The following is a 20,072-nucleotide window of genomic DNA, read 5'->3' on the forward strand; positions in this document are numbered from 1 at the left end:
GCGAAGGTCAGGGCCCTGACCATGGCGTCTGCCAGGTGCGGCTCGCGCTGGAGGGCGCGGAAGGCGCCCATCAGCGTCGACGCGACCCGCTCGGCCGGGGTGTCACCGGCGGGCGGGCGCTTGCGCAGGGTGCCGTGCAGGTGCTGGAGCTGGTCCTGCATCGTGGCGACCAGCAGGTGGATCTTGGACGGGAAGTAGCGGTAGAGCGTGCCGAGCGCGACCTGCGAGGACTCCGCGACCTCGCGCATCTGCACCGCCTCGAAACCGCCCCGGCTCGCAAGCTGCGCACTCGCGTGCAGGATGCGGCGGCGGCGCGCTTCCTGGCGTTCCGTCAGGGCAGGAGACGTCGGAGATGTCGGCTTCGCTTCCGCTGTCATGTGTCCCCATCCGTGACATACATCTGGGCCGTGCCGTTTCGTGCGAGCGAGGCGACAGCATGCCAGGAGCCCCCTGGGTGGCGCGAATCACCTGATCGGGCCGGTCCTGCGGGGCTACCAGCCGGTAGATTCGATGCTCGTTGAACGATCAAGCCAGTGTACGAGAACTTGTTCTAGATTGGCACGAGCGGTTACGCTCCGGCGAAAAGCTTGCAGTGAAGAAGGGGGCCGGGAGTGACCGCTGAGGCCGTGGAAGCGGGGCCCCTCGGCGCCCCTTCGAGGGTGCAGTCCGACCGCGACGAGCGACCGCTGCGCATCGCGCTCCTCACCTACAAGGGCAACCCGTTCTGCGGAGGCCAGGGCGTCTACGTACGCCATCTCTCCCGCGAGCTGGCCCGCCTCGGGCACAGCGTCGAGGTCATCGGCGCCCAGCCCTTCCCCGTACTCGACGAAGGCGTGCCGCTCACCGAGCTCGGCAGCCTCGATCTGTACCGCAGCCCCGACCCGTTCCGGACGCCGAAGCGCGACGAGTACCGCGACTGGATCGACGCCGTCGAGGTCGGCACCATGTGGACCGGGGGCTTTCCCGAGCCGCTGACCTTCTCGCTCCGCGCGCGCCGCCATCTGGCCGCCCGCCGCGGCGAGTTCGACGTCATCCACGACAATCAGACGCTCGGTTACGGACTGCTCTCCGACCTCGGCGCGCCCCTCGTCACCACCATCCACCACCCCATCACCGTCGACCGGCAGCTGGACCTCGCCGCGGCCCCCGACTGGCGCAAGCGCGCCTCTGTGCGCCGCTGGTACGGCTTCACGCGCATGCAGAAGCGCGTCGCCCGCCGCCTGCCCTCCGTCCTCACCGTCTCCGGCTCCTCGCAGCAGGAGATCGTCCACCACCTCGGCGTCGACCGCGACCGCGTCCACGTCGTGCACATCGGCGCGGACACCGACCTCTGGTCGCCCGACCCCTCCGTCGCCGAGGTCGAGGGCCGGATCGTCACCACGTCCAGCGCCGACGTCCCCCTCAAGGGGCTCGTCCACCTCGTCGAGGCCCTCGCCAAGCTCCGTACCGGCAACCCCGCCGCCCACCTCGTCGTCGTCGGCAAGCGCGCCGAGGACGGCCCGGTCGCCCAGGCCATCGAGAAGTACGGCCTCCAGGACGCCGTCGAGTTCGTCAAGGGCATCTCCGACGCCGAACTGGTCGACCTGGTGCGCAGCGCGCAGGTCAGCTGCGTCCCGTCCCTGTACGAGGGCTTCTCGCTGCCCGCGGCCGAGGCCATGGCCACCGGCACCCCCCTGGTCGCGACCACCGGCGGAGCCATCCCCGAGGTCACCGGAGCCGACGGCGAGACCTGTCTGGCCGTGCCGCCCGGCGATGCGGGCGCCCTCGCCGACGCCCTCGCCCGGCTCCTCGACGACCCCGAGCTCCGCGCCCGCCTCGGTGCGGCGGGCCGCGAGCGGGTGCTGTCCCGCTTCACCTGGCGCCAGGCGGCGATCGGCACGGCCGAGCACTACCGGGCGGCCATCGCCGCCCGACGACGTCACACCACCTCCTCCTAGCGAAGAAGGCAGACACCTCCGTGCTGACCGTGGACTTCTCCCGCTTCCCGCTCGCCGCGGGCGACCGCGTGCTCGACCTGGGCTGCGGCGCAGGCCGGCACGCCTTCGAGTGCTACCGGCGCGGCGCCCAGGTCGTTGCCCTCGACCAGAACGGCGAGGAGATCCGCGAGGTCGCCAAGTGGTTCGCCGCCATGAAGGAGGCCGGTGAGGCCCCGGCCGGCGCGACCGCGACCGCCATGGAGGGCGACGCGCTCAACCTCCCCTTCCCCGACGACTCCTTCGACGTCGTGATCATCTCCGAGGTCATGGAGCACATCCCCGACGACAAGGGCGTCCTCGCGGAGATGGTCCGCGTCCTCAAGCCGGGCGGCCGCATCGCGGTGACCGTGCCGCGCTACGGGCCCGAGAAGGTCTGCTGGGCGCTCTCCGACGCGTACCACGAGGTCGAGGGCGGCCACATCCGCATCTACAAGGCCGACGAGCTCCTCGGCAAGATGCGCCAGGCGGGTCTGAAGCCGTACGGCACCCATCACGCGCACGCGCTCCACGCGCCCTACTGGTGGCTCAAGTGCGCCTTCGGCGTCGACAACGACCAGGCGCTGCCGGTGAAGGCGTACCACAAGCTCCTGGTCTGGGACATCATGAAGAAGCCCGCCCTCACCCGCATCACCGAGCAGCTGCTCAACCCGGTCGTCGGCAAGAGCTTCGTGGCGTACGCGACCAAGCCGCACGCCCCCAAGGTCGACGCGTGACCTCACCGGGGCGCACCGAGCACCTCGTCCTGCCCGGGGTCCTCACCGCCGAGCAGGCCGCCGAGACGGTGGCCGGGATCCTCGCGATGCAGCGCGAGGACGGCGCCATCCCGTGGTTCCGCGGCCACCACCTCGACCCCTGGGACCACACCGAGGCGGCCATGGCGCTGGACGCGGCGGGCGAGCACGATGCCGCCGCGCGGGCCTACGAATGGCTCGCGCGCCACCAGAACCAGGACGGCTCCTGGTATGCCGCGTACCAGGACGGGGACGCCACACAGGTCACCGACCGGGGCCGCGAGACGAACTTCTGCGCGTACATCTCCGTCGGCGTCTGGCACCACTACCTGGCCACCGGCGACGACACCTTCCTCGACCGGATGTGGCCGGCCGTCCACGCCGCGACGGAATTCGTGCTCGGGCTCCAGCAGCCCGGCGGTGAGATCGGCTGGAAGCGCGAGTCCCCCGAGGACGGCGGCGCCCCCGTACGCGACGCGCTCCTCACCGGCTCCTCCTCCGTCCACCAGGCACTGCGCTGTGCGCTCGCCGTCGCCGACGAGCGCGACGAACCGCAGCCCGACTGGGAGTTGGCGGCCGGTGCGCTCGGCCATGCGATCCGCAGCCACCCCGAGCGCTTCCTCGACAAGTCCCGCTACTCGATGGACTGGTACTACCCGGTACTCGGCGGTGCGGTCACCGGAGCCGCGGCCAAGGCGCGCATCGAGGAGGGCTGGGACCGCTTCGTCGTCCCCGGCCTGGGCGTGCGCTGCGTGCTCCCCAACCCGTGGGTCACCGGTGGTGAGAGCTGTGAACTCGCCCTGGCCCTCTGGGTGATGGGGGAGTCGGACCGCGCGCTGGAGATCCTCCAGTCCATCCAGCATCTTCGGTACGCCGAGGACGGCATGTACTGGACGGGTTACGTCTTCGAGAGCGGCGCGCAGGGCGACCCGCCCGCAGTCTGGCCGGAGGAGAGAACCAGTTGGACGGCCGGGTCGCTGCTGCTCGCGGTGGCCGCGCTCGGGGGGGACGAGGCGACCACCGCGGTCTTCGGCGGGGAGCGGCTCCCCAGGGGGCTGGAGCCCGACTGCTGCCGGCCCTGACGTCCGGGCTGCCGGCTCTGACGTCCGCTCTGACGTCCGCGCTGCCGCCCCTGACGTTCGGGTTGCCGATCCACCCACGCGTGAAACCTGTCCGGACGCGCTCAAGTGGCAGGGCGGCGGCCTTCGGGCGACGCTGCGGGAAGCAACGATCCGCGCGCCTGGAGGTCCGTCGTGCCCGCTTCCACCCCGATCCGCCGTGTGCTGGTGGCGCTGGTCCTTTCCTGCGCCCTGCTCGCCTCCACCACGGCCTGCGGTTCCAGCAGCAATGACGCGACCTCGACCGCGACCCCGACGTCGTCCGCCGAGGCGCAGAAGTTCGCCAAGACCCGGTTCGTGGCCAATGCGGGGCTCGCGGCCGGAGCGACGTACCAGTGGATCGTGAAGCCGCTCAAGTCGGGCAAGTTCAAGAAGGGCGCGGACGGCCAGAAGTTCGCCATGATCAAGGCGGGTGCGGCGGGCCTCTTCGCCTACAACCGCCTCAAGGCCGCGGTGAGCAACGCCCAGGGCGACCCCACGCTCGCAAAGGCGGTCGCACCGCTTAGCGCGGGCATCGCCTCGCTCAAGGCGCTCCCGGGCAAACTGCGCAGCAGCGACAGCGCCGAGGGCGCCGCAGGAACCTTCCAGAGCGTCATCGACTCCGTGAAGGACGCGGGCAAGAGCGCGGGCGCCGAGGTCACGGACAAGGTTCCTTCCGCAGGGCAACTCACCGGAAGCTGACCTGAATAGAGTGCGCTCATGACTCTTCTCACCCATGAGCGTTACTGCGACGAACTGATCCGCGAGACGGGCCTCCTGAGGGCTGTGCTCGCCGGAGCCGACCTCTCCGTCACAGTCCCGACCTGCCCGGACTGGAACCTGGGGGACCTCGTCCGGCACGTGGGCGCCGCGCACCGCTGGGCGGAGATCATCGTACGGACGAAGTCCTTGGTGGAGGTCCCGGACGACGACGTCCCCGGTGTCCCCGGTCCCGGGAACGACGAACCGGCCGCCCTGGAGGCCTGGCTGGCGGAGGGTGCGGACCTCCTCGCGGCAACTCTGCGCGAGGCGGGCCCGGACGCGGAGTCGTGGACCTGGGCGTGGGAGCAGCGTGCGGGCTTCTGGGCGCGCCGGATGGTCCACGAGACGGTGATCCACCGGGCGGACGCGGCGAGCGCGGCCGCGGTGCCGTTCGAGACCGACCCGGAGGTCGCCGCCGACACCGTCGACGAGTGGCTGCAGATCGTCGCCTTCTCGGCCGCCTGCGGCGACCCGGAGGCCCAGGAGCTGCGCGGCGCGGGCCGCTCCATCCATCTGCACGCGACGGACGCCCCCGGCGTGGACGCGGAGTGGCTGATCGAGTTCGGCGACGAAGGCTTCACCTGGCGGCGCGGCCATGAGAAGGCGAACGTGGCACTGCGCGGCCCGCTCTCCGACGTGCTCCAGGTCTTCTACCGCCGCCTTCCGTCCGACAGCGAGCGGGTGGAGGTTCTCGGCGACGCGGGTCTGCTGGACTTCTGGCTGGCGCGGGCGTCGTTCGCCTGAGGGCCCCCGAGAGTCCCTGAGAGTCCCTGAGAAGGAGCAGAAATGAGCACGACGGAGTTCGTCTACGTCAGCTACATCCAGGCCACCCCTGAGGAGCTGTACGCGTCCCTGACGGAGTGGCCGTCCATCGAGCGGTACATGGGCGGCTGGGGTCCCGTATCGGACTGGCAGGTGGGTTCGGTCGTGCGGTGGCAGATGGGCCCCGACAGCGATGCGCAGGACCTCGGCCAGAAGGTCCTGGAGGCGGAGCCCGGCAAGCGGCTCACGTACACCTGGCACACGCTCCAGCCCATGCACCGCGAACTCTTCGACACCGACGAGGAGTTCGCGGCGGCCCTCGGCGAGCGCTCCACGGTCTCCTTCGCCATCGAGCCGGGGGAGGTAGTCGAGGCGGGTACGAAGCTGACGCTCACCCACGGCGATTTCGACAGCCCCGACAGCAAGATGCTGGAAGGGACCAGCGGCGGCTGGGTGATGATCGTGTCGGCGCTCAAGACCCAGCTGGAGGGCGGCAGGAGGCTCGACGGCAAGGCGTGAGCGGCCTCAGCTGTTGAGCTCGGCCAGTACGCGCAGGGTATGCGGGTCCGGGGCCGTGACGAGGAGGTCGGTGACCGGGCCCTCGCGCCACAACTCCAGGCGTTCCGCGATGCGTTGGCGTGGCCCGACGAGGGAGATCTCGTCGGCGAAGGCGTCCGGCACGGCCAGCACCGCCTCCTCCTTGCGGCCGGCCAGGAAGAGCTCCTGGACGCGCCGGGCCTCGGCCTCGTACCCCATGCGTGCCATCAGGTCGGCGTGGAAGTTACGGGCCGCGTGCCCCATGCCGCCGATGTAGAAGCCGAGCATCGCCTTGACGGGGAGCAGTCCCTCGGCGACGTCGTCGCAGACCCTGGCGCGGGCCATCGGGGCGATCATGAAGTTCTCGGGGAGGTCGGTGAGGGACGCCTTGTAGACGTCGGTACGGGTGGGCGACCAGTAGAGCGGAAGCCAGCCGTCGGCGATGCGGGTCGTCTGGGCGATGTTCTTGGGGCCCTCCGCGCCGAGGAGCAGGGGGAGTTCGGAGCGCAGGGGGTGGGTGATGGATCTGAGCGGCTTGCCCAGTCCTGTGGCGTCGGGACCGGTGTACGGATGCGCGTGGAAGCTGCCCTCCAGGGCGACCGGGGCCTCGCGCCGCAGCACCTGGCGGATGACGTCCACGTACTCGCGGGTCGCGGTGAGGGGGCTGCGGGGGAAGGGGCGGCCGTACCAGCCCTCGACCACCTGCGGCCCCGAGAGGCCCAGGCCCAGCATCATGCGGCCGCCGGAGAGATGGTCCAGGGTCAGCGCGTGCATGGCGGTGGCGGTGGGGGTGCGGGCCGCCATTTGCGCGATGGCCGTGCCCAGGCGGATGCGCGAGGTGTGGGCGGCGATCCAGGTGAGCGGGGTGAAGGCGTCGGAGCCCCAGGCCTCGGCGGTCCAGACGGAGTCGTAGCCGAGGCGCTCGGCCTCCTGGGCCAGTTCGAGGTGGCCGGGCGTTGGCCCGCGGCCCCAGTAGCCGAGGGCGAGTCCGAGGCGCATTGAATCCCCTTTGATGGGACGGCATCTGACGGTGCGTCAGGTGACTGTAAGCGCAACGGCCCCCGCCCGGAAGGGGCGGGGGCCGTGATGACGTGCGTACGCGGCTCGGGAAGTGCTAGCCGCGCTGGATGCCCGTGGTGTCCTGGAGGACGCCGCGGCGGCCGTCCTGGGTCTGGGCGATCAGGGCCGGACCGCGCTGCTCGACCGCGAGGTACCAGGTGCCGGGCGCCAGTTCGGCGATGGGGCTCGGGGAGCCGTCCTCGCCGTAGAGCGGACGGGCGACGGGCACCGCGAACCAGAACGGGGCGAAGTCCCCGGCGGGTCCGCCCGCGGCCGGACCCGGCTGCGGCTGCTGCTGGTGCTGTGCGGGCTGCGGCTGCTGGTGCTGCTGCGGCGGCTGGCCCTGACCGGGCTGGGCGCCGAAGGGCTGGGGCTGACCCTGGCCCTGGTGGGGCTGGCCGGGCTGCTGCTGACCCGGCTGCGCGCCGTACGGCTGCTGCTGGGCCGGGTATCCGTAACCCTGGCCGGGCTGGCCGGTCTGACCGGGCTGGCCGCCGTACGGAGGCTGCACCGCGGGGCGCGGGGCACCGAGCAGCGGGGCCTTGAGGGCGGGCACGAGCGGGCTCGCAACGGCGGCGCCGGCCAGGACCAGGGCGGCGATCAGGCCGAGGATGAGGCCGATGCCTGCGCTGATGGAGGGAACTCCGCTGCGGTTGTACGGGCCCATCGGGTCGAGGATCGCGCCGAGTGCGCTCCAGGCGGCGAAGACCGCCACGGCGACACCGAACGGCCCGAGTTCCAGACCGGCGATCTTGCGCGGCATTGCGCGGCCGACAACGATCAACGCGGCGGCGATGAGGCCTGCGAGGTAGACGCTCATGAGGAGCTGGGCGTTGTCCCAGGCGTTGGGGACGTCGCTGCCATCGGCATCGAACGTGCTCAGGAACGAGGCAATGAACAGCACTACCGCTGCTCCGATCACCACGCTGTCGCCTCGAGTGAGGGAGCGGATGTTCACGTAAGAAGTCCTTCGTCAGTCGTCTCGGTATCGGGGCGGCGTGGAGCTCGGGGGCGGCTCCCCATCGTACGGATGAATCTATCGTCTGCTCGGGCGGGGCGTGTGCCGGGTCTCGTCACTACCCGTGGAGAAAGGAGATGATTCCGTCCGCGATGCCCTGTGCGGCCTTCTGCCGCCAGCTCGCGCTCGTCATCAGTGCCGCGTCGTTCGGGTCACGCATGTTGCCGCACTCGATGAAGACCTTCGGGACGGTCGAGAGGTTGAGTCCGCCGAGGTCGCTGCGGGTGTCCAACCCCGTACCGCCCCCAATGTAGTTGGAGGGCGCGCTCCCGGTGTCCTGGACGAACTTGCCCGCGATACGGACGCCGAGGTCGTGCGAGGAGGCGACGATCGGGCCGGTATCGGCGGCGCCCGCCCGGACCAGTGCGGGAAGGATCACATGGAAGCCGCGGTTGCCGGCCGCCGAACCGTCGCCGTGGACCGAGACGACCGCGTCGGCCTTCGCCTTGTTGCCGATACGGGCGCGCTCGTCGACGCACGGCCCGAAGGAGCGGTCGTTGTCCTGGGTGAACTTGACCGTGGCGCCCTGTGCTTGGAGCAGGGTGCGCAGCCGGTGCGAGACGTCCAGGGTGAACCGGGCCTCCGAGTAACCCCCGTTGGTGGAGGTGCCGGTGGTGTCGCACTCCTTGCTGGAGTTGCCGATGTTCACCTGCCGGGCGATGTCGCGGCCGTGGTTGAAGTTGTTCGGGTTGTGCCCGGGGTCGATGACGACCACCCTGCCCGCGAGGGGGCCGTTGCCCGTGGGGGGCTTGTTGTCCGCAGGCGCGGACGAGCTGGGTGACTTCGACGCCGGGTGCGAGGTGGCCGGAGTCCTGACCGGCGACTTCACGGGCTGCGTCGTCGCCGTGGCCGTCGGGCTCGGCAGGGGCAGCACCTTCTGCGGCGCGCTGTCGCCCGGCCCCTTCATCGCCTGCCAGACCAGCCAGCCCGCGAGACACGTCGGGACGAGCGCGATGAGCACGATCAGCAGGGTGGAGTTGCGGAAGCGGCGCGGGGCGGGGGGCTGGCTATCGTCGTACGACACGAACGCGAGCCTATCCGGGGGCTCTAGATCCCTGTTCCCGTACGGCGGAGAACGCGCAGCGATTCGGTGGCCGAGACCTCAGTGAAGGCGCCGGAGGCGAGCGCCCTGAGGTAGACGCGGTACGGGGCCTGGCCGGTCCACTCGTCCACCGGGTCGGGGAAGACGTCGTGGATGAGCAGGAGCCCGCCGGGTGCGACGTGTGGCGCCCAGCCCTCGTAGTCGGCGGTCGCGTGCTCGTCGGTGTGCCCGCCGTCGATGAAGACGAGTCCGAGCGGACCGCCCCACGCCTTGGCGACCTGCGGCGAACGCCCGACGACCGCGATGACGTGGTCCTCAAGACCGGCGTGGAACAAGGTGCGGCGGAAGGTGGGGAGCGTGTCCATCTGCCCGACCTCGGGGTCCACGACGGACGGGTCGTGGTACTCCCAGCCCGGCTGCTGCTCCTCGCTGCCCCGGTGATGGTCGACGGTGATCGCGGAGACACCGGCCCCGCGGGCGGCGTCGGCGAGCAGGACGGTCGAGCGCCCGCAGTACGTACCGACCTCGAGCAGCGGCAGCCCGAGGGCGGCGGCCTCGACGGCGGCCTCGTACAGGGCGAGACCCTCGACGACGGGCATGAACCCCTTGGCGGACGAGAAGGCGGCCAGGACTTCGGGCTTGGGCGCTGCCATGGGGTTCTCCTGCCGGTGGGCCTTGGGGGGTGAGCCGGGCCATCGTAGTGGGGCGCTGTGGGGTGGCTAGAAGATCATGCAGGTGGTGGTGGCGTGGGCGATCAGTTTGCCCTTTTCGTCCAGCACCTTGCCCTCGGCGGTGGCGACGCGGCGGCCGGCGTGGATGACGGTGCCCTCGGCGGTGAGGGTCTGTCCTTCGGTGCGGGCGGCGCGGATGTAGTTGACCTTGAGTTCGAGGGTGGTGTAGCCGGTGCCGGCGGGGAGCGTGGTGTGGACGGCACAGCCCATGACGGAGTCGAGGAGGGTGGCGGCGATGCCGCCATGGACGGTGCCGAGGGGGTTGGCGAAGTCGGGGCGGGTGTCGAGGGAGATGACGATGCGGCCGTGATCGACCTCGTCGAAGCGCATGCCGAGCAGGCGTCCGATGGACGGGATGTCGGTGGGGCGTTCGGTCTGCACCCAGCGCATCAGTTCCAGGCCGGACATGGCGGTGAGGTCGGTGGTGGTCACGGTCGTTCTCCTTGGGTGCAGCCGGTGAGGTGCTGGTCAGCCGAGCGGGTTGGCGGTGTCGCGCAGAGTGGCCAGGGCCGGGGCGTACATACGGGACTTGATGGTGCCGAGGGTGTCGCCGGCCTTGTTCAGCTGCGCCTGGGCGAGTTCGACGGCGGTGGCGAGCACGGCGTCCTCGGGGACCGCCCGGTCGACGATGCCGGCCGACGCGGCTTCGGCGCCGCCGTATCGGCGGGCGGTGAGCATGGCCTCGTGCGCGGTCTGCGGCGCCAGCCGGGACTGGATGAGGGCGGACATGCCGGGAGTGAAGGGGATGTTGATGTCCGCTTCGGGCAGGCACCAGTAGCCGCGGTCGGCGCGCATGACGCGGAAGTCGTGGGCGAGGGAGAACATCGCGCCGGCGGCGAAGGTGTGCCCCTGCAGCGCGGCCACCGTGACGACCGGCAGCGACAGCAGCCGTGCGAACAGCTCATGGACGGAGACGACGTAGTCCTGGTGCTGGTCGGCATGGGCGAACAGCCAGTCCAGGTCGAGCCCGTTGGAGTAGAACTTGCCCGTGGCGGCGGTGACCAGGGCGCGGGGGCCCTCCGCCTTCTCCACCTCCTGGAGCGCGGCGCCGACGGCGGCGAGCCAGTCGGGGTGGAAGCGGTTCTCCCCGTCTCCGAGGTCGAGGACGAAGACGTTGTCCTGACGGTCGAGATTGGGCATGGCGACTCCTTCGGGGCAGGTACGTGAAGTGGGTACGGGCTATGGCGCTATGGCCGGGGCAGGGGTCCGGCCTCGCGGCGGTCGCGCAGGGCGTACACGAGCAGGTCGTGGATCTCGGCGGCGGCCGCCTCGATCGGGGCGGTGCTCTGCTCGGCCCGGCACATGATCACCGCGCCCTCGACCGCGGAGATGATGAAGGTCCCCAGCCTCCGGCTGCGCTCTTCGGCCAGGCCGTGCCGGACGAACAGGGCCGCGAGGGTCTCCTGCCAGTGGGCGAAGACCGCAGCGGCGGAGCGGGCGAGTTGAGGTGCGTCGTCGTTGGACTCCACGGCCACCGCCACGATCGGGCAGCCGGCCCGGAAACCGCTCCGCACGAGCCGGTCGCGCCACAGGACGAAGAACGCGTCGATGGCCTCCACCGGATCATCGGCGCGCATGGCGGCGTCGAGCAGCCCCGTGATGAAGTCCCCCGCCAGTGCCACGGCCTCGTCGATGAGCTGCGTACGCCCGCCGGGAAAGTGGTGGTACACCGAGCCGCGAGGGGCTCCGCTGTGGGCGAGTACCCGGTCGATGCTGGTCGCGCTCGTCCCGTGCTCGCCCAGCAGGGCGGCGGCGCTGAGGACCATCCGGTCACGACTGTCGCTCTTGCGCGGACTCATTTGCCCGTCACCACCTTCCCGATTGGCTACCTGCTGGTAACTTAAGGTGTATGACATAGAACATGCAAGGGGTGAGGGGCGGAAGGTGTGCCCACGACGTACCACCCCGGGATCGAGACTGCGCTCACACTTCCCTGAGAACCGCGTGGTGTCTGTTGGCATGCTCGGTGAGCGGTGGCTAACTGATCGGCGGCGGCGATGAATTATCCAGGGGGATTGCAGTGGACGAACCGATAGCCGGACCCGACGAGCACGTGACCGCGCTCGCGGAGAAGCAACGGATGGGCGGCTGGCGGATGGTGGCCGCGAACCAGAAAGGCGGATTCCGCAAGCGCTGGGGAGACGCACGCCTCCACCTGTACGAGAACGGACTGATCGTCACCGCGCCCGAGGGCGGCGAGTGGGTGTACCGCTGGGACTCGACGGCGGCGGTCCTCCAGAACCTGCGCTCGGTCGGCGGCGGCCTCCAGGACTCGACGTACACCTTGATCGGCGCAGACGGTGCCGCGTTGTCCATCGGGCGCGGTACCCACGGCCTGCTCCGCCGCGAGATCGACCGCCTGGGAGTCACGTCCTACTCGCGCGGCCCCTACGTCGTGTACGAGGGGCAGTGGGGTCCGGAAGTGCAGAAGGGCGTGGCCGCCGCACGGTGGGCGAGCGTGCTCGAACGGCTGCGCGGCGGTGAGACGCTGGCGTTCGGCCCGATCGACGTCGACCGCAACGGTCTGTCGATGAAGAACGAGACCGAGAGCTGGTCACGGATCAAGGAGATCAGCACCCGGGACGGGCGGGTGAGCTTCACCGGCTCGGACGGGCGTGGCGTCCTCGGTGTCGTCGGCATCTATCACGTCCCCAACCTCTATCTGCTTCTCGCACTGGTGAGGCAGCTGAAGACGGGCTGACCCCGGTAGGTGAGGCGGCGTATCGCACCGCCTCACCAGGCGTTTCAGGTACGGGAGTTGGATGCGTACGCGGTGAAGGCGGACCAGGCGCCGGGCGAGACGGTGAATGGACGGATCGCGGTGTCCTTCGAGTCGCGCACGTGGACAGCCTCCAGCTGTACGGCGACCTCGACGCAGTTGTCGCCCTCGCCCCCGCTGTAGCTGCTCTTGAACCAGCTCGGGTCTTCAGTGGTGCTCATAGCGCTCCTCGCATCCGTTCCAGCAAGCTCACCGTAGCCCGGCATTCCAGGGCCTGGGAACGGAGTTTGCCATAGCGCTGAAGGAGGACGCTGACGTCGTTGGGGGTGGTGATCAGAGCGCTTGAGCGATGTCCCTCTGTGTAGCCGAACCACTTGTTGTCAGGGCTCTCGGCCAGGTACATCTCGCCTTCGAATCCAGCGTGGTCCTCCTGGCGGAGCGGCATCACCTGAATCTCGACATTGGTGCGGCGGCCGACGTTCAGCAGGTGGTCGATCAGCTCCCTAGTGACGGCGGATCCGCCCAATTGCCGCTCCAGAAGGGACTGTTCGATGACGAAGCTGAAGGCCGTGTTCGGGTGTTCGGCCAGCAGCGTCTGCCGCTCAAGCCGTGCAGAGGTCTGTCGCTCGATCTGTTCGTCCGTGAGTGGCGGCAGGTTCCGCTCGAACACGGCCCGGATGTACCCCTCCGGCTGCAACAGCCCCGGAATCCCCCGGCACTCGTACGCATAGAGCGTGATCGCCTCCTCCTCGATCCCCGCCCACTGCAAGAACCACGAAGCCAGCCCCGACTTCCGCCGCAGCGACTTCGCCGCCGCCGCGAGCACCTTCCCCGCGACCGGCCCCAGCGCCTCGCCCGCCCGCTCCGGCAGGTTCCCCGGCGGGAACCGCTTCCCCTGCTCGATCTTGGCGATGTACGCCGCCGAGAACCGCACCCGCAGCGCGAACTCCTCCTGGGTCAGGTCGGCGGCCTCCCGCAGCGCCTTCGCGACCGCGCCGAAGGTCTTGAGGCCGTCCGACAGTTCAGGGTCGCTGTTCGTGGTCATCGTCGCCGCCCCGTCTCCCGCGCATCGCTCAACCCATCCAGGGTCACGGGGAGTTACCCGCCCAGTCCAGTGCGTGAACCCATACAGAAGGATCTGTATGGGTGTCGCTCCTGTTGGCGAGGGGTGGCCGGGCGGAACGCTGAACGCATGACAGCTCAGCAGGCCCAACCACCCGTAACCGTAAGTGTGTTCGCGCAGAGATTCTCCGCCACCCGCCTGGGCGCACGTCTCGCGCGGCGCCTGGCCGTGCAGCGGCTCGATGCCTGGGGTGTCCCGTACGGCACTCATGTCTCCGACACCACCGCCCTCGTCGTCGCCGAACTCGCGGCCAACGCCGTCCTGCACGGTCACGTGCCCGGCAGGGACTTCGAGCTGCGGCTGACGTACGAGCACGAGACCGGGGCCGTGCGCGTCGAGGTGTCCGACACCCACCCGGGCCGGCCGGATCCCTCAGCCGTCACCGCGGCCGTGGCGGACGCCGACGGAGGCCGCGGCCTCCTGCTCGTCGCGGCCCTCGCCGCCCGCTGGGGAGTGAGCGACCGCACCGGCCCTGGCAAGACGGTCTGGGTGGCGACGGGGCCGCTCGGCTCCGACAGCTCATGACACCCCAGGGCCCCTCTGCCCATTACGCTGGCGGTACGCCTGGACAGCAGAGGGGCCACTCCATGACTGAGCAGCGCATCGACAAGAACCTCCCCTACCTCCTGGAGCTGGCCCGAGAGGTGGAGAAAGAGCACGGCCGAGGGGTCGAGGCGCATGTTGTCGACGGCATCGTGATGATGTCGCCGATGGAGCCGGTTCACTTCCGTACTCAGGACCAGATCAACGATCAGCTCAAACAGCAGGTCGAAGCGGGATGGACGGTCCTCGGGGAGAGCGAGTTCGCGCACCCGACCTGGGACCGGAAGCGCACGCCCGACCTGTACGTGTGGGACGGCGACGAAGAGGACAACATGCCGTTCGACCCGGAGCACATCGGCTTCGTGATCGAGGTGGTGTCCCGGTCGTCCGTGGAGAACGACTACATCCACAAGCCGCGCGCTTATGCGGGCGTCGGTATCGACGCCTACCTGATCCTGGATCCGTACACGCGGGCATGGACGTTGATGACCGACCCCGGGCCGTCGGGATATCGGGAGCGGGCCACCGGTGCGTACGGGAAGACGCTCGTTGTCGCTGCCGGTGATCGGGAGTACCAGGTGGTTACCGAGGGGCTGCCGGAGGCGAAGCTGTGGCAGCAGATCGAGGCGTGGCCCGTACACCGGACGGATCCGCACGCTGCCTCGTGAAAGGCGTGTGCCCCGCTCACGGCAGGACGTCGTGAGCGGGGCACAGCCATGCGGCGAACGGTGTCAGGCCGTGACGGGGGCGCCCGTCGTCAACGCGAGGTCCGCCTGGAGCGGTGTGCCGTTGTACGTGACCGGGTGGGCCAGCGGCGGGAGGCCCGTCGCCGTGACCGCCAGGATGTAGCGGCCCGCCGGGCGCGTGGGGAAGGTGTAATGACCCTCCGCGTCCGCGACGGTGAGGCCCGCCTGGCGGTGGTGGCTGTCGAGCAGGGTGACCGAGGCACGGGCCACCGGGGTGCCCGACGCGTCCACGACCTGGCCGCGGATGCCGGTGAAGAAGGGGGTCTCGTCCTCGCTGGAGGCCAACGGCTTCGCCGCGAGTACGCCCTGCTTCGGACGGCCCGGGATGAAGATCGCGAGCAGGACGCCCACCGCGACCGCGCCGGTGGCGATCATGAATGACGTACGGAAGCCAGTCATCGAGGCCACCTGGCCCGCGCCCATCTTCACCGAGGTGTGGGCCAGGACCATGCCGATCACGGCGCTGGAGACCGAGGTGCCGATCGAGCGCATCAGGGTGTTCAGGCCGTTGGCGGCGCCCGTCTCCGAGGGGTCAACGGCACCGATGATCAGGGCCGGGAGCGAGGAGTAGGCGAGGCCGATGCCGGCGCCGACCACCACCGAGATGATGATCGTCTGCCAGGCGGCGCTCATCAGGCCGAGCCCGGCGCCGTAACCGATCGCGATGATCAGCATGCCCGCGATGAGCGTGACCTTGGGGCCGTAGCGCGCGGAGAGGCGGGCGTAGACGGGAGCCGTGAGCATCATCGTCAGGCCGAGGGGCGCGACGCAGAGGCCGGCGACCACCATCGACTGGCCGAGGCCGTAACCCGTCGACTTCGGGAGCTGGAGGAGCTGGGGGAGGACGAGGGAGATCGCGTAGAACGCGACACCGACCATGATCGAGGCGAGGTTGGTGAGCAGGACCTCGCGGCGGGCGGTGGTGCGCAGGTCGACCAGCGGGGCCTTCTTGCGGAGCTCCATGAAGCCCCAGAGCAGGAAGACGACGAGCGAGACGGCGAAGAGGCCGAGCGTCTTGCCGTTGGTCCAGCCCCAGTCGCTGCCCTTGGTGATCGGGAGCAGGAAGGCGATCAGGCCGATCGCGAGACCGATGGCGCCCGGGAGGTCGAAGGAGCCCTGTGCGCGGACCTTGGACTCCGGGACGAAGATCAGGGTGAGGGTGATCGAGACGACGCCGAGGCCCGCGGAGGTGAAGAAGAGCGCGTGCCAGTCGGCGTGCTGGGCGATCAGTGCGGCGACGGGCAGCGCGAGGCCGCCGCCGACGCCGATGGAGGAGCTCATCAGCGCCATCGCGGAGCCGAGCTTCTCGCGCGGGAGCTCGTCGCGCATGATGCCGATGCCGAGCGGGATGGCGCCCATGGCGAAGCCCTGGAGCGCGCGGCCGACGATCATGACGAGCAGATTGTCGGTGAAGGCGCAGATCAGGGAGCCGACCACCATGACGGCGAGGCTGGCGATGAGCATCCGCCGCTTGCCGACGAGGTCACCGAGGCGGCCCATGATCGGCGTGGCGATGGCACCGGCGAGCAGGGTCGACGTCATGACCCAGGTGGCGTTGGAGGGCGCCGTGGAGAGCAGACCGGGGAGGTCCTGGATGACCGGCACGAGCAGGGTCTGCATGACCGCGACGACGATGCCGGCGAAGGCGAGGACCGGGACGATGCCGGCCCGGTGAGTGACTGCGGGGGTTCCTTCTTCGGTTATCGCGGGCTGCGGGCGTGCGGCCTGTGTCATGCGTGGAGCCTCCGGGGGCGGTAAGTGTGTGCATGGTGCAACCTTCGTGCGGGGTGGTCATATTCCGGATTTCGGTAAAGGGCAGGTAAGTGTGGCGTGATCCGCGTCACGCGATACCCGACAGGTATCTGACCTTCCGTCAGATTGGAACGTGTTCTAGTCTGCGTGCGCATGGGCATCGGAATCACGCAGGAACAAAGGGAGTTGGCCGACGCCGTGCGGGGCTGGCTGGCGCGGAACGTGCCGGTGGAAGAAGTGCGGAAGCTTCTCGACGCTCCGGGCGGGGCTGCCGCGCGGCCCGCCTACTGGGACGGGATCGCGGCCCAGGGACTGCTCGGGGTGCACCTGCCGGAGCGGTACGGGGGCGGAGGCGGAGACCTCGAAGAGCTTGCCGTCGTACTGGAGGAGGCGGGGCGGGCCGCGCTGCCGGGACCGTTCCTCGCGAGTGCGCTGGCCTCGGTGGTGCTGGAGCGGGCGGGCGGCTGCGGGGACCTGGTCGCCGCGCTGGCGGCGGGGGAGCGGATCGGGGCCGTCGCGCTCGGCACCGGGACGATGACCGCCGTGGCCGTGGAGGGCGGCGGCTATCTGCTGGACGGCGTCGCGCCACCGGTGCTCTCGGGGGCCCACGCCGATGTGGTCGTCCTCGCGGCGGAGTCCGCGCACGGCACGGTCTGGCTGGCCGTGGACACGGACCGGCTCGCGGTGCGGGCGCAGGAGAGCGCGGACCCGACGCGGCCCACGGCGGAGGTTTCGGCGGGGGGCGTGGAGGTCGCGGGCGGAAGGGTTCTCGCGGGGCTCGACTCGGTTCTCGTACGGGATCTGGCCGGTGTCCTCTACGCGGCCGATGCGTGCGGGACCGCCGCCTGGGCGCTGGAGACCGCGGCCTCGTACGCGAAGGTGCGGGAACAGTTCGGGCGCCCCATCGGGCAGTTCCAGGCGATCAAGCATCTGTGCGCGGACATGCTGGTGCGGGTCGAGCAGGCGCGCGCCCTGGCATGGGACGCGGCGCGGGCCGCCGGGGATGCGGCAGGGGCGCGGGGGCTCGCCGCCGCGCTGGCGGCGGGGACCGCGCTGGACGCGGCGTACTCCTGCGCCAAGGACTGCATCCAGGTGCTCGGCGGGATCGGCTTCACCTGGGAGCACGACGCGCATCTGTATCTGCGGCGGGCGGTCGTCGCCAGGCAGCTGCTCGGGGCGGGCGACGCCTGGCGGCTGCGCGCCGTACGGCTGGCGGCGGAGGGGGCCCGGCGGGAGCTGCGGCTCGAGCTGCCGCCGGAGGCCGCGGGGTACCGGGCGGCAGCGCGTGCGGTGCTCGGGGAGGTGCGGGAGATGGACCCGGGCGCGGCCCGGCGGGCCCTCGCGCCCAGCGGGTACGCGGCGCCCTATCTGCCGGAGCCTTATGGGCTGGGGGCAGGACCCGTACAACAGCTGGCTGTGCAGGAGGAGTTGAAGGCGTCCGGGGTGCGCGTGAGCGATCTCGGGATCGGCACCTGGGTGGTGCCCTCGCTCCTCGCGTACGGGACGAAGGTGCAGCAGGAGCGGTATGTGGCGGCGACGCTGCGGGGCGACCTGGGGTGGTGCCAGCTCTTCTCGGAGCCTGGGGCGGGCTCCGATCTGGCCTCGCTGCGCACGAAGGCCGAGAAGGTGGAGGGCGGCTGGCGGGTCAACGGGCAGAAGGTGTGGACGTCTTCGGCGCACAGCGCGGACTACGGCATCCTGCTGGCCAGGACCGACCCGGAAGCACCCAAGCACAAGGGGCTCACGTACTTCGTCGTCGACATGAAGCGGACGCCGGGCATCGATGTACGGCCGCTGAAGGAGATCACCGGGGAGTCGCTCTTCAACGAGGTGTACTTCGACGACGTACTGCTTCCCGAGGACGCTGTCGTCGGCGATGTGGGCGGCGGCTGGAAGGTCGCCAGGAACACGCTCGGCAATGAACGGGTCCATATGGCCGACCAGTTGACGTTCGACGTGGGGCTCGAAGCGCTGATCGAGCGGGCGGCGGAGCTGGACGGGGCGTACCGGGCGCGGATCGGCGTACTGGCGGCCGAGGCGCACGCCCTGGGGTGCATCGGGCTGCGTACGACCATGCAGCAGGTGTCGGGACTCGAACCGGGGGCGGGGGCCTCGGTGCGCAAACTCGTACAGACGCCGCACCAGCAGAAGGTCGCCGAGCTGGCCCTTGAGCTGCTCGGGCCCGCGGGTGCGGTGCGGGAGGGGGCGGGGGAACGGGCCGTCCACGGCTTCCTGATGGCGCGCTGCCTGACCATCGCGGGAGGCACAACTCAGGTGCAGCTCAATGTCGTTGCCGAGCGGATTCTCGGCCTTCCGAGGGACTGAAGGGATCGTTTCGTGGCTGTGAAGGCGTACGTGGTCGGTGTCGGGATGACGAAGTTCGAGAAGCCGGAGAGCAGGGACTGGCAGTACTGGGACATGGCGAAGGAGGCGGGCGACGCGGCGCTCGCGGACGCGGGGATCGCGTACGGGGAGGTGCAGCAGGTGCCGGTCGGGTACTGCTTCCAGGCCTCCACGGCGGGACAGCGGGCGGTGTACGAACTGGGGCTCACCGGGGTGCCGGTCTACAACGTCAACAACAACTGTGCGACCGGGTCGACCGCGTTGATGATGGCGCGGCAGTTCGTCGAGGGCGGTCTGAACGACTGCGTGCTCGCGCTCGGCTTCGAGAAGATGAAGAAGGGTGCGCTGGGCGGTGGGTCCGACGGCGGCGACTTCAAGACCTCTCCGGTCGCGCGCCACTACGGGATCATGGCGGCCGGGCACGGCTTCGAGATGTCGCCGCCGACCGCGCAGATCTTCGGGAACGCGGCGCGCGAGCACATGGAGAAGTACGGGACGACGGAGGCGCAGCTCGCCGCTGTCGCCGCCAAGAACCACCGGCATTCGGCGAACAACCCGTATGCGCAGTTCCAGGACGTGTACGAGGTCGACGAGATCCTCGCGGCACGGTCGATCCATGCACCGCTGACGAAACTGCAGTGCTCGCCGACCTCCGACGGGGCGGCTGCCGCGGTCGTCGTCTCCGAACGGTTCGTGGAGACCCACGGGCTGGAGGAGAAAGCGGTCGAGATCGTCGCGCAGGCGATGACGACGGACACGGGGGCGTCCTTCGAGTCCGGGTCGTGCATCGATGTGGTGGGCCAGCCGATGTCGCGGGCGGCCGCGGAGCAGGTGTACGAGCGGTCGGGGCTCGGCATCGAGGACGTGGATGTCGTGGAGCTGCACGACTGCTTCTCGGTGAACGAGCTCCTGACGTACGAGGCGCTGGGAATGTGCGAGGTGGGGGAGTCCGGGAAGCTCGTGGAGAGCGGGGCGACGACGTACGGCGGCCGGTGGGTGGTGAACCCGTCCGGGGGACTGATCTCGAAGGGTCATCCGCTGGGGGCCACGGGGATCGCCCAAGTCGCCGAGCTGACATGGCAGTTGAGGGGGCAGGCGGGCGCCCGGCAGGTGGCGGGGGCCCGCCTGCCC

The 20,072-nt window shown here is 70.3% G+C and carries 22 protein-coding genes; 11 read left to right on the forward strand and 11 right to left on the reverse strand.

Annotated features, from left to right (window positions below; genetic code table 11):
• Nucleotides 1–377 (reverse strand): TetR family transcriptional regulator (locus J0695_RS10680; RefSeq protein WP_206961669.1); only part of this gene is annotated, 377 nt, incomplete at its 3' end.
• A 234-nt stretch (nucleotides 378–611) separates the two neighbouring features.
• Here J0695_RS10680 and J0695_RS10685 point away from each other — a divergent pair.
• The 6 genes from J0695_RS10685 (at nucleotide 612) to J0695_RS10710 (ending at nucleotide 5,847) form a co-directional block, all read left to right on the forward strand.
• On the forward strand, nucleotides 612–1,937 hold the full coding sequence (locus tag J0695_RS10685) for a glycosyltransferase family 4 protein (RefSeq protein WP_206961670.1): 1,326 nt from the start codon (nucleotides 612–614) through the stop codon (nucleotides 1,935–1,937).
• Between the two features lie 20 nt (nucleotides 1,938–1,957).
• Nucleotides 1,958–2,689 carry a class I SAM-dependent methyltransferase gene (locus J0695_RS10690; RefSeq protein ID WP_206961671.1) on the forward strand — a complete coding sequence of 244 codons (732 nt, stop codon included), beginning with the start codon at nucleotides 1,958–1,960 and terminating at the stop codon, nucleotides 2,687–2,689.
• Nucleotides 2,686–3,789 (forward strand): prenyltransferase/squalene oxidase repeat-containing protein, encoded by a 1,104-nt coding sequence (locus tag J0695_RS10695; protein WP_206961672.1) that lies wholly within the window; start codon nucleotides 2,686–2,688, stop codon nucleotides 3,787–3,789. The genes J0695_RS10690 and J0695_RS10695 overlap by 4 nt, the downstream gene beginning before the upstream one ends.
• Before the next feature lie 171 nt (nucleotides 3,790–3,960).
• Nucleotides 3,961–4,506, forward strand: coding sequence for a hypothetical protein (locus J0695_RS10700; RefSeq protein WP_206961673.1), 546 nt, complete (start codon nucleotides 3,961–3,963; stop codon nucleotides 4,504–4,506).
• Nucleotides 4,507–4,524: 18 nt separating this feature from the next.
• Nucleotides 4,525–5,310: a maleylpyruvate isomerase family mycothiol-dependent enzyme gene (locus J0695_RS10705; protein WP_206961674.1), complete on the forward strand. Its 786-nt coding sequence runs from the start codon at nucleotides 4,525–4,527 to the stop codon at nucleotides 5,308–5,310.
• A gap of 42 nt (nucleotides 5,311–5,352) precedes the next feature.
• The gene (locus J0695_RS10710; protein ID WP_206961675.1) at nucleotides 5,353–5,847 is read left to right on the forward strand and encodes an SRPBCC domain-containing protein; all 495 of its coding nucleotides are present in this window, start codon (nucleotides 5,353–5,355) and stop codon (nucleotides 5,845–5,847) included.
• A 6-nt stretch (nucleotides 5,848–5,853) separates the two neighbouring features.
• Here J0695_RS10710 and J0695_RS10715 read toward each other — a convergent pair whose 3' ends face one another.
• The 7 genes from J0695_RS10715 to J0695_RS10745 all read right to left on the reverse strand — a co-directional run bounded on the left by J0695_RS10715 (nucleotide 5,854) and on the right by J0695_RS10745 (nucleotide 11,514).
• A complete protein-coding gene (locus J0695_RS10715; RefSeq protein WP_206961676.1) occupies nucleotides 5,854–6,864 on the reverse strand; it encodes an LLM class F420-dependent oxidoreductase in 1,011 nt (336 codons plus the stop codon).
• Nucleotides 6,865–6,979: 115 nt separating this feature from the next.
• Entirely contained in the window at nucleotides 6,980–7,882 is a 903-nt protein-coding gene (locus tag J0695_RS10720) for a DUF5336 domain-containing protein (protein WP_206961677.1), read from the reverse strand.
• A gap of 118 nt (nucleotides 7,883–8,000) precedes the next feature.
• Complete coding sequence (locus tag J0695_RS10725; RefSeq protein ID WP_307798551.1) at nucleotides 8,001–8,966, reverse strand: N-acetylmuramoyl-L-alanine amidase; 966 nt, start codon at nucleotides 8,964–8,966, stop codon at nucleotides 8,001–8,003.
• A gap of 23 nt (nucleotides 8,967–8,989) precedes the next feature.
• Nucleotides 8,990–9,637 carry a class I SAM-dependent methyltransferase gene (locus J0695_RS10730; RefSeq protein WP_206961678.1) on the reverse strand — a complete coding sequence of 216 codons (648 nt, stop codon included), beginning with the start codon at nucleotides 9,635–9,637 and terminating at the stop codon, nucleotides 8,990–8,992.
• A gap of 66 nt (nucleotides 9,638–9,703) precedes the next feature.
• Nucleotides 9,704–10,147, reverse strand: a complete 444-nt coding sequence (locus tag J0695_RS10735; protein ID WP_206961679.1) for a PaaI family thioesterase — start codon at nucleotides 10,145–10,147, stop codon at nucleotides 9,704–9,706.
• Nucleotides 10,148–10,183: 36 nt separating this feature from the next.
• The gene (locus J0695_RS10740; RefSeq protein WP_206961680.1) at nucleotides 10,184–10,855 is read right to left on the reverse strand and encodes an enoyl-CoA hydratase-related protein; all 672 of its coding nucleotides are present in this window, start codon (nucleotides 10,853–10,855) and stop codon (nucleotides 10,184–10,186) included.
• Between the two features lie 47 nt (nucleotides 10,856–10,902).
• Nucleotides 10,903–11,514 carry a TetR/AcrR family transcriptional regulator gene (locus J0695_RS10745; protein ID WP_242552482.1) on the reverse strand — a complete coding sequence of 204 codons (612 nt, stop codon included), beginning with the start codon at nucleotides 11,512–11,514 and terminating at the stop codon, nucleotides 10,903–10,905.
• Between the two features lie 221 nt (nucleotides 11,515–11,735).
• Here J0695_RS10745 and J0695_RS10750 point away from each other — a divergent pair, with 221 nt between their 5' ends.
• Nucleotides 11,736–12,416, forward strand: a complete 681-nt coding sequence (locus J0695_RS10750; RefSeq protein ID WP_206961681.1) for a DUF6585 family protein — start codon at nucleotides 11,736–11,738, stop codon at nucleotides 12,414–12,416.
• Between the two features lie 44 nt (nucleotides 12,417–12,460).
• On the opposite strand, the gene J0695_RS10755 is transcribed toward J0695_RS10750, so the two are convergent.
• The gene (locus tag J0695_RS10755) at nucleotides 12,461–12,655 is read right to left on the reverse strand and encodes a DUF397 domain-containing protein (protein WP_206961682.1); all 195 of its coding nucleotides are present in this window, start codon (nucleotides 12,653–12,655) and stop codon (nucleotides 12,461–12,463) included.
• Nucleotides 12,652–13,479, reverse strand: a complete 828-nt coding sequence (locus J0695_RS10760; protein WP_206961683.1) for a helix-turn-helix domain-containing protein — start codon at nucleotides 13,477–13,479, stop codon at nucleotides 12,652–12,654. Before J0695_RS10760 ends, J0695_RS10755 begins: the two co-directional genes overlap by 4 nt.
• Before the next feature lie 147 nt (nucleotides 13,480–13,626).
• On the opposite strand from J0695_RS10760, the gene J0695_RS10765 reads away from it, so the two are divergent.
• Nucleotides 13,627–14,082 carry an ATP-binding protein gene (locus J0695_RS10765; RefSeq protein ID WP_206961684.1) on the forward strand — a complete coding sequence of 152 codons (456 nt, stop codon included), beginning with the start codon at nucleotides 13,627–13,629 and terminating at the stop codon, nucleotides 14,080–14,082.
• A 62-nt stretch (nucleotides 14,083–14,144) separates the two neighbouring features.
• Nucleotides 14,145–14,768 (forward strand): Uma2 family endonuclease, encoded by a 624-nt coding sequence (locus J0695_RS10770; RefSeq protein ID WP_206961685.1) that lies wholly within the window; start codon nucleotides 14,145–14,147, stop codon nucleotides 14,766–14,768.
• Nucleotides 14,769–14,831: 63 nt separating this feature from the next.
• Here the strand turns inward: J0695_RS10770 and J0695_RS10775 are convergent, their stop codons facing one another.
• Complete coding sequence (locus J0695_RS10775; RefSeq protein ID WP_206961686.1) at nucleotides 14,832–16,580, reverse strand: MFS transporter; 1,749 nt, start codon at nucleotides 16,578–16,580, stop codon at nucleotides 14,832–14,834.
• A 171-nt stretch (nucleotides 16,581–16,751) separates the two neighbouring features.
• On the opposite strand from J0695_RS10775, the gene J0695_RS10780 reads away from it, so the two are divergent.
• Together J0695_RS10780 and J0695_RS10785 are read left to right on the forward strand one after the other, a co-directional pair.
• On the forward strand, nucleotides 16,752–18,923 hold the full coding sequence (locus tag J0695_RS10780; RefSeq protein ID WP_206961687.1) for an acyl-CoA dehydrogenase family protein: 2,172 nt from the start codon (nucleotides 16,752–16,754) through the stop codon (nucleotides 18,921–18,923).
• 18 nt (nucleotides 18,924–18,941) lie between these two features.
• Nucleotides 18,942–20,072 (forward strand): thiolase C-terminal domain-containing protein (locus J0695_RS10785; RefSeq protein WP_206961690.1); only part of this gene is annotated, 1,131 nt, incomplete at its 3' end.

This window comes from Streptomyces beijiangensis, assembly GCF_017315755.1.
GTDB classification, from domain to species: Bacteria; Actinomycetota; Actinomycetes; order Streptomycetales; family Streptomycetaceae; genus Streptomyces; species Streptomyces beijiangensis.

What these genes read in the sequence shown, in the direction of transcription:
- J0695_RS10705 (WP_206961674.1), top strand. Translation starts at nt 4,525, where the DNA reads ATGACTCTTCTCACCCATGAGCGTTACTGCGACGAACTGATCCGCGAG.
- J0695_RS10710 (WP_206961675.1), top strand. Translation starts at nt 5,353, where the DNA reads ATGAGCACGACGGAGTTCGTCTACGTCAGCTACATCCAGGCCACCCCT.
- J0695_RS10715 (WP_206961676.1), bottom strand. Translation starts at nt 6,864, where the DNA reads ATGCGCCTCGGACTCGCCCTCGGCTACTGGGGCCGCGGGCCAACGCCC.
- J0695_RS10730 (WP_206961678.1), bottom strand. Translation starts at nt 9,637, where the DNA reads ATGGCAGCGCCCAAGCCCGAAGTCCTGGCCGCCTTCTCGTCCGCCAAG.
- J0695_RS10740 (WP_206961680.1), bottom strand. Translation starts at nt 10,855, where the DNA reads ATGCCCAATCTCGACCGTCAGGACAACGTCTTCGTCCTCGACCTCGGA.
- J0695_RS10745 (WP_242552482.1), bottom strand. Translation starts at nt 11,514, where the DNA reads ATGAGTCCGCGCAAGAGCGACAGTCGTGACCGGATGGTCCTCAGCGCC.
- J0695_RS10755 (WP_206961682.1), bottom strand. Translation starts at nt 12,655, where the DNA reads ATGAGCACCACTGAAGACCCGAGCTGGTTCAAGAGCAGCTACAGCGGG.
- J0695_RS10760 (WP_206961683.1), bottom strand. Translation starts at nt 13,479, where the DNA reads ATGACCACGAACAGCGACCCTGAACTGTCGGACGGCCTCAAGACCTTC.
- J0695_RS10765 (WP_206961684.1), top strand. Translation starts at nt 13,627, where the DNA reads ATGACAGCTCAGCAGGCCCAACCACCCGTAACCGTAAGTGTGTTCGCG.
- J0695_RS10770 (WP_206961685.1), top strand. Translation starts at nt 14,145, where the DNA reads ATGACTGAGCAGCGCATCGACAAGAACCTCCCCTACCTCCTGGAGCTG.
- J0695_RS10775 (WP_206961686.1), bottom strand. Translation starts at nt 16,580, where the DNA reads ATGACACAGGCCGCACGCCCGCAGCCCGCGATAACCGAAGAAGGAACC.
- J0695_RS10780 (WP_206961687.1), top strand. Translation starts at nt 16,752, where the DNA reads ATGGGCATCGGAATCACGCAGGAACAAAGGGAGTTGGCCGACGCCGTG.